Genomic DNA, 15,666 nt, shown 5'->3' on the forward strand with positions numbered 1-15,666 from the left:
TATCTTCTATTTATTATTTTTGCCCTTCTTGACTTATTTAAAGTGACACGTAAAAATCAGGATGAACATAATATTTCCTTCTGACTTGACGTGGACAATCCTATGAATGAATTTTTGAAAGTGCTGCTTAATATCCGCAGTCTGCGTGCCACCTGCCGTGAACTCTCTCTGGAGCAGTTGGAAGAAGCGCTGGAAAAACTCTCAGCAATCGTTGCCGAACGTCAGCAGGATGAAGCCGCTGAGCGTCAGGCTCGTGAAGAGCATCTGCGTAAAATCAATGAATACACCGAAATGCTGAAAGCTGCCGGTATTGATCCTGCAGAGCTGGTCAGCGCTGTTGCAGCTACTCCAGCCAAGGCAGAAAAAGCCAAGCGCGCCCCTCGCCCTGCCAAATATCGTTATGATGATAACGGTGTAGAGAAAACCTGGACCGGTCAGGGTCGTATGCCTTCTGCTATTGCCAAAGCAGTTGAAGCAGGTAAATCACTGGAAGATTTCGCTATCTGATTTCAGTGATAGATACCAATAAAAAACCTCGCTATTGCGAGGTTTTTTATTGGCTACGTTCGGAATGTTTATCTGCGATCAGTGGCTTTGACCCAGAATACTTCTTGTCCCTCTGACCGGCAGACAAGATAGCGGGCAATGGTAAAGAACCAGTCGCTCATCCGGTTGAGATAGGCCAGCGCATCGGGATTGACGCACTCTTCGCGACTCAGGGTCAACAGCAGGCGCTCGCAGTGACGAACTAGCGTCCGCACCACATGGGCCTGCGCCGCCGCACGGGAGCCGCCAGGCAGAATAAACTGGCGCAACGGCGGCAAATGTTCGCTGTAGCTGTCGATCTGTTGTTCCAGTCTGACAATCCAGCTCTCATTGACTTGCCAGATTGACTCATTTTGGGCTGCACTGGAAAATGCCAGCTCGCCCCCAAGATCAAATAACTCTTGCTGCAACAACTGCAGATCCGCCAATAAAGCGGCTTCTTGCTGGGGGATCTCGCAAATCAGCAGACCTATATGAGAGTTGAGCTCGTCAATATAGCCATAGGTTTCTACCCGCAAATGATCCTTGGCCAAACGGGTACCATCTGCCAACCGGGTCATCCCCTTGTCACCCTGCCGGGTATATATTCTCATTCAGACATCCTGTTAATAATGGGAATAATCATCGACTCCAACCCGTTGAGCTTGATCTCGTATGCAAGAGCCAATGTCTGGCCCAGTTTACCCGCCGGAAAACCACTGCGGGCCATCCACACCAGATAAGGCTCCGGAATATCGATGATACGCCGCCCCTGATATTTGCCGTAAGGCATTTTATGGCTCAGGGTAAGCTGTACCTGCTCATCGGATAACCACTCCATATTAATCGATATCCAGATATTTATGGGTCTGAATAGAGAGTCGCCAATTACGGGCAATACAGGTTGCCATCGCGAGCTGGGTGGCTCGTGGTTTCTGACTGATAGGCTGCAATGCGATAACAACATCCGGACGCAGGTTTGCGGTAATCAGCAGAGCATCAAGCTCTTCGATATGATGTTCTGTTGCCACCGGATGCTTGATCTCGTTGGCCCGCTCAAGTGCAGAGACCAGCACCGGCAACCCGCCTTTCATGCCGATCTTGGGTGATACCGTGACCCAGGTCTGCTCATGAGTGTTGATTTCGCTGGTACCACTGGTTTCAATCTGAACCTGATAACCCGCGGCCAACAGCGCTGACGAGAGCTCGGTCAGATCGTAGAGACAGGGCTCGCCACCGGTTATCACCACATGACGCGCCTGATAGCCAAGCTCGACAAAGCTGGCAAGGATCTGCTCGGTAGTGAGCTGGCTCCAGCAATCTGACTCGTTGGAGCGATCCAGCACATGCTCTCTGCCCACTTCACGAGCAGGATCGACCACCCAAGTATGTCGGGTATCGCACCAGGGGCAGCCCACCGGGCACCCTTGCAGGCGAACAAAGATGGCGGGCAGGCCGGTAAAGATCCCCTCCCCCTGGATGGTCTGGAATATCTCGTTGATTGGGTAGTGCATCTTGGTCACAGCTTGTTGCAAAAGCCGCGGATTATACCCCAATCATCAGCCAGAGGCAGGCTCATGCTCCGCTTTTCTCACCCAGCCCGGTTTTCTCACGCATTTTGGCCATGATCCCCGCTTTGTCTGCCAGATAGCCATGCAATCCGCGGCTACGCAGATTACATGCGGGACAGGTGCCACAGCCATCGCCAGCGATGCCGTTGTAGCAGGTCAGCGTCTGCTGGCGCACCGTATCGAGATGGCCATAGTGATCCGCCAGCGCCCAGGTTTCGGCCTTGTCTAGCCACATCAGCGGTGTTTCAAAACGGATGCCGCGATCCAGCCCCAGGGAGACCGCCTGATTGAGCGCCTTCACGAACTCGTCGCGGCAGTCGGGATAACCGGAAAAATCGGTCTCGCATACCCCGGTGATCACCGCTTCGGCACCGACCTGATAGGCATAGATAGAGGCCAGCGTGAGAAACAGGATATTGCGGCCCGGCACGAAGGTATTGGGCAGGCCATTATCCTGCAGATCACAGCTCACCGGGATATCGTCACGCGTCAGTGCCGAGATCGCCAGCTCGTTGAGCAAGGTCACATCCATCACCTTGTGAGCAGTGACACCCAGCAGTTGCACCAGATGGCGGGCAGTATCGATCTCTTCCCGATGACGCTGGCCATAGTCGAATGTGATCGCATGAACTTCGTCATAATTGGCCAGCGCCTGCACCAGACAGGTAGTGCTGTCCTGACCGCCACTAAATACCACAACTGCTTTTTTCATACGGAGAACTCCTTGCAATGTCATGTCCGGCGCCCCTCGGCAAAGGCTTGCCACTGGGTATTGAGCCGCTCGAAAAGGGTAAGCAGGGGGACATAGCGTTCTGGCTCGCCCTCCCATTGAGATAACAGATGGTAGCCCGCCTCTATGGTCGAGAGGGCTTCAGGAAACGGCTTTTTACGAATCGCATATTGCCCTGCGATGGCGCCAAGCCCGATCCGCGGCAAGCGGGCCAGTGCCGGGTTGCTCTGCAACATCCGAAAGGCTTTGCGCCAGGTGCCATCGAGCAGAATAAACGCTATGGCAGTCGCACCTGGTGAGATGCTCGCCATCTGCTCTCTGAGCTCAGCAGGTGAAATGGCCTCTTCATCCGGCCAGAGCAGATAACAGCGCAAAGAGGGGTCGGCAAGCAGTTCGTTGAGCCACGTATCGCGGGAAAAATCCTCCCCGACCCGGATCTCTGCCTGTTGCAGCGAGGCAGCCAGCAGTGCTGCCGTGCCCTTTGGGTGGGCCACTTCATAGGGATGTTGAAGAATGTAGAGAGGCGTACGGTTTTCAAGTGGCACGATATATTCGCACAGGCACGCTTTGAGGGCTCGGGTACAGCGTGTACAGTATCGACTGTTATTGTCGTTGGGCTGTTTCATGTCGTCAGAAAAATCTGGATTGCTCTGGGTTATCACGCTCTCTCTCACCAGCTTGCTGCTCTTTTTTACCGTGCCGGATCTCCAGCTCTCCTTCGACCGGACAGAGATTGCTCACGGTGAAGGGTGGCGGATCATAACAGGCAATCTGGCTCATACCAATCGGTGGCATCTGCTGCTCAATCTGGCAGGTTTAATTATCCTCTACTGCCTGTTTCGCGACTACCTGGGCAATAACCGGCTGCCACTCCTGATGCTGCTGCTCTGGAGTGCCGTGGGGCTCGGGATCTGGTTCTGGTGCCCGCACACCCAGTGGTATATGGGGCTGTCGGGCTCACTGCACGGACTGTTTGTCTGGGGAGCCATGCAGGATATCCGCCATGGTCGCCGTACATCGGGCTGGCTGTTGCTGGCTGGTGTGGGGCTCAAGCTGGCAATGGATTTCTACAATGCGGGCGAAAGTCCGATATCGACCCTGATCGGTGCCAGAGTCCACATAGAATCTCATCTGATTGGTGCAGGTGCAGGCCTGCTACTCGGCCTGCACCCGGTCTCGGTGACGGCAGGGATTACGCCCCCGCCAGCTCGCGATTGATGGCTGCCAGCATGGCTGCAGGATCCGCAGCCTGAGTGATGGGACGGCCAACTACCAGATAGTCGGCCCCCGCATCCACAGCGGCTTTTGGCGTCATCACGCGGCGCTGATCACCTGCTTCTGAGCCGCTTGGACGGATCCCCGGGGTCACCAGCTTGAAATCAGCGCCCAGCAACGCCTTCAGCTCGCGCGCTTCGTTGGCCGAGCAAACCACACCGTCAAGCCCAGACTCTTTGGTCAGCCTGGCTAGCCGGATCACCTGCTCGGCAGGGGTCACATCAAGGCCCAGCGGCGCCATGTCGGATTGTTCCATGCTGGTCAGCACGGTCACCCCAATCAGCAGTGGCGCCTTGTCGCCATAAGGCTGCAGCGCATCGACGGCTGCCCGCATCATTCGCTCGCCACCACTGGCATGCACGTTGACCATCCAGACGCCGAGCTCGGCACTGGCGGCTACCGCCTTGGCGACGGTATTGGGAATATCGTGAAATTTCAGATCCAGAAAGACATCAAATCCCTTGGCAACCAGCTGGCGTACAAACTGCGGGCCAAACAGGGTAAACATCTCCTTGCCAACCTTGAGACGGCACTCGGCCGGAGAAATACGTTCAATGAACGCCAAGGCATCAGCTTCGTTCTGATAATCCAGCGCTACCAGTACTTTTGGATCGAGCATCTCACTTCCTATTGATGGTTATTCACCGTCCAGACCACGGATCGGCTTGATGGAACCCCACTGCCGGCAGGATGGACACTGCCAGAACAACGAGTGAGTGGCAAAGCCGCACTGCCGACACTTGTGGGTTGATTTGATTTTGATCTGTTCGCCAACCAGCTGCTGCAACAGCTCGAGACTCTCCTTGGCGGGCCCCTCCTCTGCACTGGCCAGCTGAAAGCCGACCAGCTGGTAAAACCCTTTCATGGAGGGGTGACGACGCAACTGGCGCAGCACTAGGGCGCGAGCCTGACTCAAGCCATCGCGCTCTTCGACCAGTTGGGCCAGAGCCAGCGTAACCGTCACACCGGCGTGCTCTTCAACCGCTTTCTCGAGCAGCGGTATCAGGGTGTGAGTACGCCCCAATTGCTGATAACACTCAAGCAGCTTGGGCATCGCTTCCGAGGCAAAATCGATGTCCTGCTCAAATACCCGCAGCAGCTCCTTGCTTGCCTGTTCATACTCCCCCTCTTCCATTGCCAGCTCAGCCAGACGCAGACTGGCACGGGCACAGCCTGAATTGACGCTGAGCGCTCGCTTGAACTTGGCAAGCGCAGTGGACTTGTCGCCGTCACGCAGCGCGCTTTCAGCCTGCTCGCAATAAAAGTGGGAGATAGGTTCGGCCAGCTTCTTGCCTTGATACTTTTGCAGGCGAACCGCCACCGAGATGGCATTGTCCCAGTCACGCAGTTGCTGATGGATGATCAACAGCTGGGCCAGCGCCGTCTCTTCGAAGTCACTGTCTTCGCACAGCTCGTTCCAGAGCGCTTCGGCCCGGTCCAGCAAGCCAGCGGCAAGAAAGTCGCGGGCCAACTCCTGCAGCGCAAGCTGGCGCTGCTCGCGAGTCAACTGACGGGTGACCAGGTTCTGGTGGATCTTGATGGCCCTGTCTACCTCCCCACGCTGGCGAAACAGATTGCCGAGAGAGAGATGGGTTTCGATGGTTTCACTGTCCACTTCCAGCAACTGGATAAAGAGATCCACCGCCTTGTCGGATTCATCGGACAGCAAATAGTTGAGGCCCGCCACATATTGGCGGGAAAACTGGTTACTCTGTTTCTGGGTGTCCTGGCGAACACTCCTGCGCCCCATGTACCAGCCATAACCGGCGGCAATGGGCAGCAGCAGGAAAAGCAGTTCAAGCATTGAGGAACATTATTCCTTACCCGCTGAACGGGCCAGCTCCAACTCGCGGGTTTGACGACGCATGGTGCGGTTGAGGGTGCGGTTTTTCAGCTTCAAGCGCAGGAAAAGCAGGCCGAATACCAGCCAGCCCAGCATGAAACCACCTGCAAAAAAGAATCCCAGCAACATGGCGAGGGAGAATTCGCCCTGAGCAATCAGGTAATTGAACTGAACCAGTTGGCCATTTTGTGAGCCTAACGCCAAGGTGAGGACAAACACCAGCACCAGCGGAATGAGGGCCAAAACACGCTTCATAAGAGCTCCCTGTCAGTATCTAATGAGAGGCTGATTATCCTTAAAATCACAGGCAGACTCTAGAGTGAATGGGAAAAGAGTTTGATAAACAAGATGGTTGGCACGATTTGTGTGCCAAAAACAAAAAAGGCATACCCGAGGTATGCCCATTTTCGCATTATTCGATGATGTTGACGCGCTCGCGCAACTCTTTGCCAGGCTTGAAGTGCGGGACATATTTCCCGGTCAGTTCAACCTTGTCCCCTGTTTTGGGGTTACGGCCCACACGAGGGGCACGATAGTGCAGTGAAAAACTGCCGAATCCGCGGATTTCAATCCGGTCGCCGTTTTGCAAGGTCGACGCCATCTGCTCAAGGATCTCCTTGATGGCGGCTTCGACATCCTTGGCCGGCATATGCATGCGGCTGGCTGCCAGTTGTTCGATGAGATCTGATTTGGTCATAACGTTAAATCTCCTTCCCCGATCACATGCAATAATCATTTTGCCAGGATAAAAAAGGGCGGCGCAATGCCGCCCTTTTCTTGCATCAAGGATTACTCACCCTTGGCGGCTTTGAACGCTTCAGCCATAGCATTGCTGAACACAACTTCTTCTTGCTGGTTCAGGTTATCGATAGCAACGCGCTCGTCAGCTTCGTCCTTAGCACGGACAGACAGGCTTACGGTGCGGTTCTTACGATCAACGCCCATGAATTTAGCTTCAACTTCGTCACCAACAGACAGCACCAGAGTGGCGTCTTCTACGCGGTCACGAGCAGCGTCGGAGGCACGCAGGTAGCCTTCTACGCCGTCAGCCAGTTCGATAACGGCACCTTTGGCATCAACCTCGGTAACCTTACCCTTCACAATAGCACCTTTCTTGTTGTCAGACAGGTACTTATTGAACGGGTCTTCTTCGATCTGCTTGACGCCCAAGGAGATGCGCTCACGCTCCGGGTCAACTTGCAGAACAACGGCTTCGATCTCGTCGCCTTTCTTGAATTCACGAACTGCTTCTTCACCCTGGTTGTTCCAGGAGATGTCAGACAGGTGAACCAGACCGTCGATGCCGCCGTCCAGACCGATGAAGATACCGAAGTCAGTGATAGACTTGATCTTACCGGAAACACGGTCGCCTTTGGCGTGAGTTTCGGCAAACAGCTGCCACGGGTTGGATTTGCACTGCTTCAGACCCAGGGAGATACGACGACGCTCTTCGTCGATGTCCAGAACCATCACGTCAACCACGTCGCCAACGTTAACAACTTTGGACGGGTGGATGTTCTTGTTGGTCCAATCCATCTCGGATACGTGTACCAGGCCTTCAACGCCTTCTTCGATTTCAACGAAGCAGCCGTAGTCGGTCAGGTTGGTCACGCGGCCAGACAGACGGGTGGTCTCCGGGTAACGCTTGGCGATAGCAACCCACGGATCTTCGCCCAGTTGCTTCAGACCCAGAGATACACGGGTACGCTCGCGGTCGAACTTCAGAACCTTGACAGCGATCTCGTCGCCAACGTTGACGATTTCGGAAGGATGCTTAACGCGCTTCCACGCCATGTCGGTGATGTGCAGCAGGCCGTCAACACCGCCCAGATCTACGAATGCACCGTAGTCGGTCAGGTTCTTGACGATACCCTTAACTTCTTGACCTTCTTGCAGGTTAGCCAGCAGGCTTTCACGCTCGGAGGTGTTCTCGGTTTCGATCACTGCGCGACGGGAAACAACAACGTTGTTGCGCTTCTGGTCCAGCTTGATGACTTTGAACTCGAGTTCTTTGTTTTCCAGGTGAGCGGTGTCACGGATCGGACGCACGTCAACCAGAGAACCCGGCAGGAAGGCACGGATGCCGTTCAGTTCAACGGTGAAACCACCCTTGACCTTGCCGTTGATGATACCGATAACGGTAGCTTGCTCTTCGTAAGCTTTTTCAAGCTGCAGCCAAGCTTCGTGGCGCTTGGCTTTTTCGCGGGACAGCTTGGTTTCGCCGAAACCATCTTCGATAGAGTCCAGAGCAACGTCAACGGAGTCACCTACGTTGATTTCCAGCTCGCCCATGGCGTTCTTGAATTCTTCAGCCGGGATAGCGGACTCGGATTTCAGACCGGCGTCAACCAGTACGAAACCGTTCTCGATAGCAACGACAGTACCCTTGACGATGGAACCTTGACGGGTTTCAACGGCGTTCAGGGACTCTTCAAAGAGTTGAGCAAAAGATTCGATCATTAGTTTATGTCACAAATGAAACATCCACTTGTCATCCAGCACAAGCGGGGTTGTTTTTAATAATCTGCGCCATCCATGGTGCAGACGACCGGATGTCAGCTTGCGCTGGCATCTCCGAGTTGTTGCTCTGCATAGGCGAGCACTGTTGCCAGTACCTCTTCTATGGTCATGGTGGTTGAATCCACCACGAGAGCATCTTCTGCCGGTTTCAGGGGGGCAACGGCGCGATTTCTATCGCGATCGTCACGCTCACGGATCTCGGTTAAAAGACACTCAAAGTTAACATCAAAGCCCTTATCTTGCAACTGCTTATAGCGGCGCTGGGCCCGTTCTTCAGCACTTGCGTCGAGGAAAATCTTCACTTCGGCTTCAGGAAAAACCACGGTGCCCATATCACGGCCATCGGCAATCAAGCCAGGAGCCTGACGAAATGCCCGCTGACGGCGCAGCAGCGCTTCACGCACGCGCGGGAATGCCGCGATTTTACTGGCGGCGTTGCCGACCTGCTCGGTCCGGATGGTACGGGAGACGTCCTCCCCCTCCAGAATCACCTTGACTAGCTCACCTTCCACCTGAAACTGCACATCCAGATTGGCGGCCAGCGGCACCAGCGCGGCTTCGGAATCGAGCTCGACATCATGATGCAGGGCAGCCAGTGACAACACCCGATAGATGGCGCCGGAGTCGAGCAGGTGCCAACCCAGCTTTTCTGCCAGCAACTGGCACAAGGTACCCTTGCCCGCACCACTTGGGCCATCAATTGTCATTACGGGGGCCATCTGAGGCATAACTTCTCTCCTGCACAATGTTGCTCCCGCTCCTTGGAGCGAGTTAATGGGCGCCGATTATACCCGAATGTGCCGGCGCTGGCAGTTATCTGTCACCAGATTTGCGCAAAAGGGGAAAATAGGGATACCAACGACGCCATCTGTTGATTTGCTTCACTATTTCATTAATCAATGCAGGGACTTGTTCTTATGGTCGTCATCCTGAAGGCGCGCTAAACTGGGCCCCTTTTTCTGAGCAGTTGTAGTAAGGAGCAACCTATGAGCAGCGTTACCCTAGTGGCCAAATCCAAGTTGCCAACCCCTTGGGGCACCTTCACGCTGGTAGGTTTTCAGGAAACCGGCACAGGCAAGGATCACGCAGCCCTGGTGATGGGCGATATCACTAGCGCCGAACCCGTTCTCGGGCGTATTCACTCCGAATGTCTGACCGGTGATGCTCTGTTCAGCTTGCGCTGTGATTGCGGTTTCCAGCTGCAGGCCGCATTGGAGAACATCGCAAAGGCGGGCCGAGGCGTGCTGTTGTATGTCCGTCAGGAGGGCCGCGGTATCGGCCTTTTGAACAAGATCCGCGCCTATCACCTGCAAGATCAGGGCGCCGATACCGTTGAGGCCAACGTAGCGCTCGGCTTTGCCGCCGACATGCGCGACTACACCATTTGTGCCGACATGCTCAAACAGCTGGAGGTACAATCCCTCAAGCTGATGACCAACAACCCGCGCAAGATGAAGGCGATGGAATCCTTTGGCATTCCGGTGGCCGAGCGAGTTCCCCTGCAGGAAGGGCGCAATCCCCACAACGAATTCTACCTCTCGACCAAGGCCAGCAAACTGGATCACATGTTGAAAAAGTGATGTTGGCTGACAGTGATGCTGACCGGCAATAAAAAACGCCTCCCTGCGGAGGCGTTTTTTATTTGTACTCCAGGTATTTGGACTACAGGCTTCTCAGCGCTCGGGCAAGGTGGCCAGCAGCGCCTGCCACTCCCGCTGATTAGGTGCGGCAAGATACTCATCAAGCCGCTCATGGCTGAGCGTCGGTACAAGCCGCGCAATGAAATCATAAAGATAAGCCGGTACAAATGCCCCTCTGCGCAGTCCAATTGCCGCCATACCGGCCGGCAGATCGGACAGTGCCTTCACCACCAAATCATCATCGCGACCCGTTTCCCGGGCCAGCATTGCCATGATGCCAAACCCCATCCCCTGCCTGACATAGGTTTTGAGCACGTCGCTGTCACTGGCCAGACAGACAATGCGATGCTCCTCATGGGCTGACGTGGGTGCCAATGATCTTCCGTCGCTGATCAGCGGCACATTGCCCAAGTCAGCCAATGAACTCGGCAAGCGTGCCGCCACAGGATGGCCAGCCGGCACCACCAGACCCCGCTGCCAGCAAAAGCTCGGCAGGATCAGCAACCCCTCGTCGTGATGATCTTCGATATCATCAAGCAACATCAGGTGAGCGCTACCGCTTTGCAGGGCACTGCAACATGTTGCTGCATCTCCCTGCATCAGGGTGAGCGTCACCTTGGGAAAACGGGCGGTAAATCCCTTGATAAGGTCGGGCAGGATATAGCGGGCTTGCAGATGGGTCGCGGCGACGGTGAGCTGTCCCTGTTCCGGGTGGATATGAGCCCTCGCCATCGTCTTGATGGTTGCCACCTTCTCCAGCACGTCGGTCGCGACCTTGATCACCTCCTGACCGATCGGGGTGATCCGGGTCAGATGCTTGCCGCTTCGCTCGAAGATCTGGATGCCAAGCTCATCTTCCAGCATTCGTACCTGCTTGCTGATCCCGGGCTGGGAGGTATAGAGGCTCTCGGCTGTCGCCGACAGATTAAGGCCGTGATTCGCCACTTCGACGATATAACGCAGTTGCTGCAGCTTCATGGCGTAATCCTCTGGCGGAGACACCACTAATAGTAATCAACTTTTGCCAGCCCACTGTCGACACGGCCCGGCCCCATCAGACTGTGCGATCTTTGAGCAAGAAATCGCGCAGGGCACGGTTGGCCATGGAGAGCGGATCACCCCGTCGCCACGCTACGCAGAGATCGAGAAAAATCGGCGGTTCGAAAGGCACGCCGCACAAATCCGGCTCCTCCTCCAGCACCATCCGCAAAAAGGTGGTCACGGCAAAACCCTGACGCACCACCGCCTTGAGCAGGGGGATCAGGTTGCTCTCGAAGGCGATGTCGGGCTCAACCCCCAGCTTCTGTGCCAGCGCCTCCATGTGCTCCCGGTGGTAAAAGCCACGCCGGAACAGTGCCAACTCCTGAGTAAAAAACTGGGCGAGCGTGACGGATGCTGCACCGCGCAGCGGATGATCCTCCCCCACCACCATCAGCATCTCTTCGCTCAGCAGATGGGCCCCTTCAATGGCCGGGGGCAGATCACTGGTGATCAGGATGGCGAGATCCAGAGTGCCATCCACCATCCGGCTCAGCAGCTCCCGGGTGCCCGCCTCCTCCACCCGGATCTTGAGTCCGGGATAGCGGTGTTTGAAAGCCATCAGGCGCGAAGGAAAGTAGTAAGAGCCCATCATGTAGGGGATCCCGATACGCACCTCCCCCCGCTCCAGCCCCTTGAGCTCAGCCATCTCGGCCTCAGCCTGGTGCATCTGCAACAACAGACGCTCGGCGTGGCGACAGAGTACCTCCCCCTCCGGCGTCAGCCGTACCGCCCTGTCCTGACGGTCGAACAGACGCAGCTCGAGCTGCTGCTCCAGCTTGGCAATGGCCATGCTGATGGCGGGCTGGGCCACATGCAGGCTGTTGGCCGCCCGGGTAAAAGAGCCGGCATCCCTGACCGCCAGCAGATAGGTGAGTTGTTTCAGGTCCATGTATCAATTCATCTTATGAGATGGATAACTTAAATATATTATATTTATATCTAGGCGTACCTTACCCTGATGAAAAATGGTCAGGATGATATGCAATGATCGAAGCCGGTAGTCGTGAATGGATACGCGCCACCCTGGCGCTCAGCCTGGGATCCTTTCTGGTCTTTCTCAATCTCTATCAAACCCATCCCCTGCTCCCGCTGCTGGCTCAGGTCTTCTCGGTCAACTCGCTCGCCGCCAGCTGGACGCTGGCCGGTTGTACTGCTGGGCTGGCTACCTCCCTGCTGCTCTGTGCCCGACTGGCGGATCGCCATGGCCGTCGCCAGATCATGCTGGGAACCCTCACTTTGGCCATCCTGCTCTCCCTGCTGATCCCTCTCGTCGAACAGTTTCGCACCCTGCTCATACTGCGCGTGCTGCAAGGCGCGCTGCTGGCGGGCCTGCCGGCAACAGCTATCGCCTATATGGGCGAGGAGTTCAGCAAGCGGGCACTGCTCTCGGCGGTCGGGGTCTATATCGCAGCCAACTCCCTTGGCGGGATCGCAGGACGCGTGGTGGGCGGGCTGTTGGCCGGCTGGTTTGGCGACTGGCAGCACACCTTCCTCGGGGTCGGGGTGATCAGCCTGTCGCTCTTGCCGCTGGTCTTCTGGCTCCTGCCAAAACAGGCTCGTTTTGTTCCCGTCAATCCGGCTCCGGGCCAGTTTGCCCGCGCCCTGCACGGTCATCTGACCAACCCGCTGCTGGTGGGGGCCTATCTGATTGGCGGACTCAACTTCATGGTCTTTTTGAACCAGTTCAGTTATCTCACCTTTTTGCTGGCCAAGCCCCCCTTCTCCCTGCCGACCCAGTGGCTCGGCATGCTCTTTCTCACCTATCTCTCGGGTACGGTCGCCTCTTCTCTCAGCGGTCGCTGCGCCAATCGCTGGGGAGCACAGCGCATGTTGCTTGGCGGCATTGCCCTCATGGCGCTCGGTAGCCTCTGCTTGCTGCAAGGCACTCTGCCCGCCATTTTGAGCGGCCTGCTCATCTCGAGCTTCGGTTTTTTCATGGCGCACGCTTGTGCCAGCGCCTGGGTCGGCCACCATGTCGAGCACAACCGGGCGCTCGCCTCCTCCCTCTATCTGGTGGCCTACTACCTTGGAGCCAGTCTGGGCGGGCTCTACCTCCACCCCTTCTGGGAAAAGGGCGGACTGGGCGGACTGGTGCTGGGGATCGAGCTGGTGCTGCTCCTGACCGCAGGCCTTGGTATCTGGCTCGGCCGCCTGAAACAACGCGGCGAGCATGGGCTGACGCCTCACCACTTTGCGTAAACAAAGAAAAAGAGAGGGACACCCGGGTGCCCCTCTCTTCTAGCGAGATCAATCTTCCAAGCCCTTAGTGGGTCTCGAAATAGTCATCAGGTACCGCCACCACGGCGCCAGTGGCCACCTCTTCGGCGATCACCTCCGCCAGCGGGCGCAGGTGAAACTTGATCTGTCCGGAGGGTAACATCAGCGCCACATCGGGATTGCGACTATCCAGCATGTTGCCGGTTTTAAAGGGAAGCTCGGGATGGCGCTCCACCAGCGCCTGAAGGGAAGGTACCACCAGCTCGATATGCTCAAGCCCGGCCTGATGAGTGCGGCCCGGTTTGGGCGCCGCCAGCTCGATGCAGGGAACGCGTACCGCTCCGACCTGTACTGGCTGATGCAGCTGATAAGTAGCGATGGGGCGGCCACCAATCATCCCCTCCACCAACAACTCCCCTGCCCCCGTCAGCAGCTCGTTGAGGTGCTGATATTCGGGCAAGGTGGCGGCACGATAGCAGAGGTGGTCGATGTGAGGTTCAGTGAAAGAGAGGCCACATTTGGCCAATTCAGCCAACAACCGGGCAACAAAAGGGGCCATCGGCCCCAGAGTAGAATCGAGTGGGTGAGACATGCTTACCATTTCTTCTTGGGTTGAAACAGGACATCGAGCTCGTCGGCTTCCTTGTCCTTGATGTTTTGCAGATCCTGCGCGCTGTTTTGCTGCTGCAGCTCTTCGAGCTCCTTGAGCCCCTGCCGCATATCCTCTTCTCGAGCCAGCAGATAGGGATCCTTGTCCACTACGCTAGCCATGGCGGAGAGCCCTTTGGTGTAGAGCTGGCGGCAAGTGCCGTATTGGCCCTGAATGCGGGCGTCCATCGCCCGTTTGACCAGATTCGAGATGTTGATCTTGAGCTGCATCAGCTCGAGGCGGCGATCTTCCTGGGCAAACCCTTGCGGATCAATCTTGCCCTTGTTGTGCTCGACCCGCAGCACGGCCCGCATCTTCTTGACCAGCTGCAGCATCTGGATAGCCTGACGATCGGACTCGGGCGTCTTGAAGTGCCCCTCATCCTGCGCGCTGTAGTTCTCCTGCACATTCTTGATCTGGGTCTGCACATCAACGATGCGCTGCTTGATCTGGCTGTTTGGCATCACCTGGGCAATGGCGCGATAGGCATCCAGAATGCGGTGTTGCATCAGCAGCACCATGTTTTTGGAAAAGGGCACCAGATTGACGTTCAGCAGCACCTCTTCGGTCTCGTCAGCCACCGTTTTGTGTCTGGCAACCGCGTGGCGCTTGTCCGACTCAGCTTTCTGCTTATATTGCTGCACCACGTTATAGGCGATAACCAAAAACAGGAGTGCGCCAATAGACAGCAATACCAAAGTTAAAATCATAGGATGTTCAAACCCCTGTCCCAATCCAATTGCGTGATCCTACAACAGCTTACCCACTTAAGGTAGCCTGCAGATCCCCCCTTGCCCACGATTTGTCACCAAGCTGGGCGGCAGCTCCCGGGGAGATGGCAGGATCAAAAGGGAGCGCACAAGATGTACGCTCCCTTTTAGTATCGCCCATCAGGCTCATTACTTGAGGTTAAAGCCTCGGGATTGCAGGAAGCCCAGCATAAAAGGACGGGACTCCTTGGTCAGGATGGCACGGATCTGGCCGCTCCAGGTCTGCTGCTTGTTGTTGCTGCTGCGAGCCTGATAGTAGGCCTCAATCTGCTGATCGTAGTGAGCCAGCAAGTCGCGATCCAGCTCGCGCTGATAGCACTCCTGATGCACAACCAGTGCCCGTGGCAAACGGGGCTTCTGCTCAGGCTGCTGGGCAGGATGACCGAGGCAGAGGCCAAAGAGCGGGATCACCCGATCAGGCAAGCCCAGCAGCTCGCTCACCTCGGCCGGATGGTTGCGCAGACCACCGATATAAACCCCACCCAGCCCCAGCGACTGTGCCGCCAGCAGGGCATTTTGCCCCATGATGGCACCGTCGATGGCACCGATCAGCAACTGCTCTGCATAGCCGGTCTGGGCATCTGGCACTATCTGGCTGTGGCGGTGGTAATCGGCGCAAAACACCAGAAACTCCGCCGCTTGTTCAACATAGGGTTGATTGCCCGCAAGCTGTGCCAACTGCTTGCGCGCTTCAGGCCCGGTCACCCGAATGATGCTGGTCACCTGCAGAAAACTTGAGGTCGATGCCGACTGGGCGGCGGCCAGAATGGCGTCCAGCTGCTGCGAGCTGATGGGCTCTGCAGTGAACTGACGAATGGAACGATGGGAAAGGATAAGATCGATGGTCTGATTCATGGCACCTCCAGAGTGAGGTAACACCATAGC

The 15,666-nt window shown here is 56.3% G+C and carries 20 protein-coding genes; 4 read left to right on the forward strand and 16 right to left on the reverse strand.

Annotated elements, in window-relative coordinates:
* Window positions 1–102: 102 nt before the first annotated feature.
* Complete coding sequence (locus NOM67_RS05290; protein ID WP_033114565.1) at window positions 103–507, forward strand: H-NS family nucleoid-associated regulatory protein; 405 nt, start codon at window positions 103–105, stop codon at window positions 505–507.
* A 68-nt stretch (window positions 508–575) separates the two neighbouring features.
* Here NOM67_RS05290 and NOM67_RS05295 read toward each other — a convergent pair whose 3' ends face one another.
* From NOM67_RS05295 to NOM67_RS05315, 5 genes are all read right to left on the reverse strand, one after another.
* Window positions 576–1,139, reverse strand: a complete 564-nt coding sequence (locus NOM67_RS05295) for a cob(I)yrinic acid a,c-diamide adenosyltransferase (RefSeq protein ID WP_156852604.1) — start codon at window positions 1,137–1,139, stop codon at window positions 576–578.
* A complete protein-coding gene (locus tag NOM67_RS05300) occupies window positions 1,136–1,366 on the reverse strand; it encodes a DUF3820 family protein (protein ID WP_255934427.1) in 231 nt (76 codons plus the stop codon). The genes NOM67_RS05295 and NOM67_RS05300 overlap by 4 nt, the downstream gene beginning before the upstream one ends.
* Before the next feature lies 1 nt (window position 1,367).
* Window positions 1,368–2,039, reverse strand: a complete 672-nt coding sequence (gene queE / locus NOM67_RS05305; protein WP_255934429.1) for a 7-carboxy-7-deazaguanine synthase QueE — start codon at window positions 2,037–2,039, stop codon at window positions 1,368–1,370.
* A gap of 61 nt (window positions 2,040–2,100) precedes the next feature.
* Entirely contained in the window at window positions 2,101–2,808 is a 708-nt protein-coding gene (gene queC, locus NOM67_RS05310; protein WP_156852601.1) for a 7-cyano-7-deazaguanine synthase QueC, read from the reverse strand.
* 20 nt (window positions 2,809–2,828) lie between these two features.
* On the reverse strand, window positions 2,829–3,452 hold the full coding sequence (locus tag NOM67_RS05315; protein ID WP_156852600.1) for a tRNA-uridine aminocarboxypropyltransferase: 624 nt from the start codon (window positions 3,450–3,452) through the stop codon (window positions 2,829–2,831).
* On the opposite strand from NOM67_RS05315, the gene rrtA reads away from it, so the two are divergent.
* A complete protein-coding gene (gene rrtA, locus NOM67_RS05320; protein WP_198037941.1) occupies window positions 3,451–4,044 on the forward strand; it encodes a rhombosortase in 594 nt (197 codons plus the stop codon). The genes NOM67_RS05315 and rrtA overlap by 2 nt on opposite strands.
* Here rrtA and pyrF read toward each other — a convergent pair.
* From pyrF to cmk, 6 genes are all read right to left on the reverse strand, one after another.
* The gene (pyrF, locus tag NOM67_RS05325; RefSeq protein ID WP_041207463.1) at window positions 4,019–4,720 is read right to left on the reverse strand and encodes an orotidine-5'-phosphate decarboxylase; all 702 of its coding nucleotides are present in this window, start codon (window positions 4,718–4,720) and stop codon (window positions 4,019–4,021) included. The genes rrtA and pyrF overlap by 26 nt on opposite strands.
* Window positions 4,721–4,738: 18 nt before the next feature.
* The gene (lapB, locus tag NOM67_RS05330) at window positions 4,739–5,905 is read right to left on the reverse strand and encodes a lipopolysaccharide assembly protein LapB (protein WP_041207462.1); all 1,167 of its coding nucleotides are present in this window, start codon (window positions 5,903–5,905) and stop codon (window positions 4,739–4,741) included.
* 9 nt (window positions 5,906–5,914) lie between these two features.
* Window positions 5,915–6,199: a LapA family protein gene (locus NOM67_RS05335; protein ID WP_156852599.1), complete on the reverse strand. Its 285-nt coding sequence runs from the start codon at window positions 6,197–6,199 to the stop codon at window positions 5,915–5,917.
* Window positions 6,200–6,356: 157 nt separating this feature from the next.
* A complete protein-coding gene (ihfB, locus tag NOM67_RS05340) occupies window positions 6,357–6,641 on the reverse strand; it encodes an integration host factor subunit beta (protein WP_005299934.1) in 285 nt (94 codons plus the stop codon).
* 92 nt (window positions 6,642–6,733) lie between these two features.
* A complete protein-coding gene (rpsA, locus tag NOM67_RS05345) occupies window positions 6,734–8,404 on the reverse strand; it encodes a 30S ribosomal protein S1 (protein WP_005299919.1) in 1,671 nt (556 codons plus the stop codon).
* A 95-nt stretch (window positions 8,405–8,499) separates the two neighbouring features.
* Complete coding sequence (gene cmk / locus NOM67_RS05350) at window positions 8,500–9,192, reverse strand: (d)CMP kinase (RefSeq protein ID WP_139396082.1); 693 nt, start codon at window positions 9,190–9,192, stop codon at window positions 8,500–8,502.
* A 258-nt stretch (window positions 9,193–9,450) separates the two neighbouring features.
* On the opposite strand from cmk, the gene ribA reads away from it, so the two are divergent.
* Complete coding sequence (ribA, locus tag NOM67_RS05355; protein WP_156852598.1) at window positions 9,451–10,044, forward strand: GTP cyclohydrolase II; 594 nt, start codon at window positions 9,451–9,453, stop codon at window positions 10,042–10,044.
* A 93-nt stretch (window positions 10,045–10,137) separates the two neighbouring features.
* Here ribA and NOM67_RS05360 read toward each other — a convergent pair whose 3' ends face one another.
* Complete coding sequence (locus tag NOM67_RS05360; RefSeq protein WP_156852597.1) at window positions 10,138–11,082, reverse strand: LysR substrate-binding domain-containing protein; 945 nt, start codon at window positions 11,080–11,082, stop codon at window positions 10,138–10,140.
* A gap of 76 nt (window positions 11,083–11,158) precedes the next feature.
* A complete protein-coding gene (locus NOM67_RS05365; protein ID WP_156852596.1) occupies window positions 11,159–12,034 on the reverse strand; it encodes a LysR family transcriptional regulator in 876 nt (291 codons plus the stop codon).
* A gap of 95 nt (window positions 12,035–12,129) precedes the next feature.
* Here NOM67_RS05365 and NOM67_RS05370 point away from each other — a divergent pair, with 95 nt between their 5' ends.
* Window positions 12,130–13,344 (forward strand): MFS transporter, encoded by a 1,215-nt coding sequence (locus tag NOM67_RS05370; RefSeq protein WP_156852595.1) that lies wholly within the window; start codon window positions 12,130–12,132, stop codon window positions 13,342–13,344.
* Between the two features lie 64 nt (window positions 13,345–13,408).
* Here NOM67_RS05370 and NOM67_RS05375 read toward each other — a convergent pair whose 3' ends face one another.
* The 3 genes from NOM67_RS05375 to nfsA all read right to left on the reverse strand — a co-directional run bounded on the left by NOM67_RS05375 (window position 13,409) and on the right by nfsA (window position 15,636).
* The gene (locus NOM67_RS05375) at window positions 13,409–13,963 is read right to left on the reverse strand and encodes a VOC family protein (RefSeq protein ID WP_198037940.1); all 555 of its coding nucleotides are present in this window, start codon (window positions 13,961–13,963) and stop codon (window positions 13,409–13,411) included.
* Window positions 13,957–14,721, reverse strand: a complete 765-nt coding sequence (locus NOM67_RS05380; RefSeq protein WP_041207454.1) for a hypothetical protein — start codon at window positions 14,719–14,721, stop codon at window positions 13,957–13,959. Before NOM67_RS05380 ends, NOM67_RS05375 begins: the two co-directional genes overlap by 7 nt.
* Window positions 14,722–14,910: 189 nt before the next feature.
* Window positions 14,911–15,636 carry an oxygen-insensitive NADPH nitroreductase gene (gene nfsA, locus NOM67_RS05385; protein WP_182925633.1) on the reverse strand — a complete coding sequence of 242 codons (726 nt, stop codon included), beginning with the start codon at window positions 15,634–15,636 and terminating at the stop codon, window positions 14,911–14,913.
* Window positions 15,637–15,666 lie beyond the last annotated feature (30 nt).

Source organism: Aeromonas sp. SG16 (assembly GCF_024436135.1).
Taxonomy (GTDB): domain Bacteria; phylum Pseudomonadota; class Gammaproteobacteria; order Enterobacterales; family Aeromonadaceae; genus Aeromonas; species Aeromonas jandaei.

What these genes read in the sequence shown, in the direction of transcription:
- NOM67_RS05290 (WP_033114565.1), top strand. Translation starts at nt 103, where the DNA reads ATGAATGAATTTTTGAAAGTGCTGCTTAATATCCGCAGTCTGCGTGCC.
- NOM67_RS05295 (WP_156852604.1), bottom strand. Translation starts at nt 1,139, where the DNA reads ATGAGAATATATACCCGGCAGGGTGACAAGGGGATGACCCGGTTGGCA.
- NOM67_RS05300 (WP_255934427.1), bottom strand. Translation starts at nt 1,366, where the DNA reads ATGGAGTGGTTATCCGATGAGCAGGTACAGCTTACCCTGAGCCATAAA.
- queE (WP_255934429.1), bottom strand. Translation starts at nt 2,039, where the DNA reads ATGCACTACCCAATCAACGAGATATTCCAGACCATCCAGGGGGAGGGG.
- queC (WP_156852601.1), bottom strand. Translation starts at nt 2,808, where the DNA reads ATGAAAAAAGCAGTTGTGGTATTTAGTGGCGGTCAGGACAGCACTACC.
- rrtA (WP_198037941.1), top strand. Translation starts at nt 3,451, where the DNA reads ATGTCGTCAGAAAAATCTGGATTGCTCTGGGTTATCACGCTCTCTCTC.
- NOM67_RS05315 (WP_156852600.1), bottom strand. Translation starts at nt 3,452, where the DNA reads ATGAAACAGCCCAACGACAATAACAGTCGATACTGTACACGCTGTACC.
- pyrF (WP_041207463.1), bottom strand. Translation starts at nt 4,720, where the DNA reads ATGCTCGATCCAAAAGTACTGGTAGCGCTGGATTATCAGAACGAAGCT.
- lapB (WP_041207462.1), bottom strand. Translation starts at nt 5,905, where the DNA reads ATGCTTGAACTGCTTTTCCTGCTGCTGCCCATTGCCGCCGGTTATGGC.
- NOM67_RS05335 (WP_156852599.1), bottom strand. Translation starts at nt 6,199, where the DNA reads ATGAAGCGTGTTTTGGCCCTCATTCCGCTGGTGCTGGTGTTTGTCCTC.
- ihfB (WP_005299934.1), bottom strand. Translation starts at nt 6,641, where the DNA reads ATGACCAAATCAGATCTCATCGAACAACTGGCAGCCAGCCGCATGCAT.
- rpsA (WP_005299919.1), bottom strand. Translation starts at nt 8,404, where the DNA reads ATGATCGAATCTTTTGCTCAACTCTTTGAAGAGTCCCTGAACGCCGTT.
- cmk (WP_139396082.1), bottom strand. Translation starts at nt 9,192, where the DNA reads ATGCCTCAGATGGCCCCCGTAATGACAATTGATGGCCCAAGTGGTGCG.
- ribA (WP_156852598.1), top strand. Translation starts at nt 9,451, where the DNA reads ATGAGCAGCGTTACCCTAGTGGCCAAATCCAAGTTGCCAACCCCTTGG.
- NOM67_RS05360 (WP_156852597.1), bottom strand. Translation starts at nt 11,082, where the DNA reads ATGAAGCTGCAGCAACTGCGTTATATCGTCGAAGTGGCGAATCACGGC.
- NOM67_RS05365 (WP_156852596.1), bottom strand. Translation starts at nt 12,034, where the DNA reads ATGGACCTGAAACAACTCACCTATCTGCTGGCGGTCAGGGATGCCGGC.
- NOM67_RS05370 (WP_156852595.1), top strand. Translation starts at nt 12,130, where the DNA reads ATGATCGAAGCCGGTAGTCGTGAATGGATACGCGCCACCCTGGCGCTC.
- NOM67_RS05375 (WP_198037940.1), bottom strand. Translation starts at nt 13,963, where the DNA reads ATGGTAAGCATGTCTCACCCACTCGATTCTACTCTGGGGCCGATGGCC.
- NOM67_RS05380 (WP_041207454.1), bottom strand. Translation starts at nt 14,721, where the DNA reads ATGATTTTAACTTTGGTATTGCTGTCTATTGGCGCACTCCTGTTTTTG.
- nfsA (WP_182925633.1), bottom strand. Translation starts at nt 15,636, where the DNA reads ATGAATCAGACCATCGATCTTATCCTTTCCCATCGTTCCATTCGTCAG.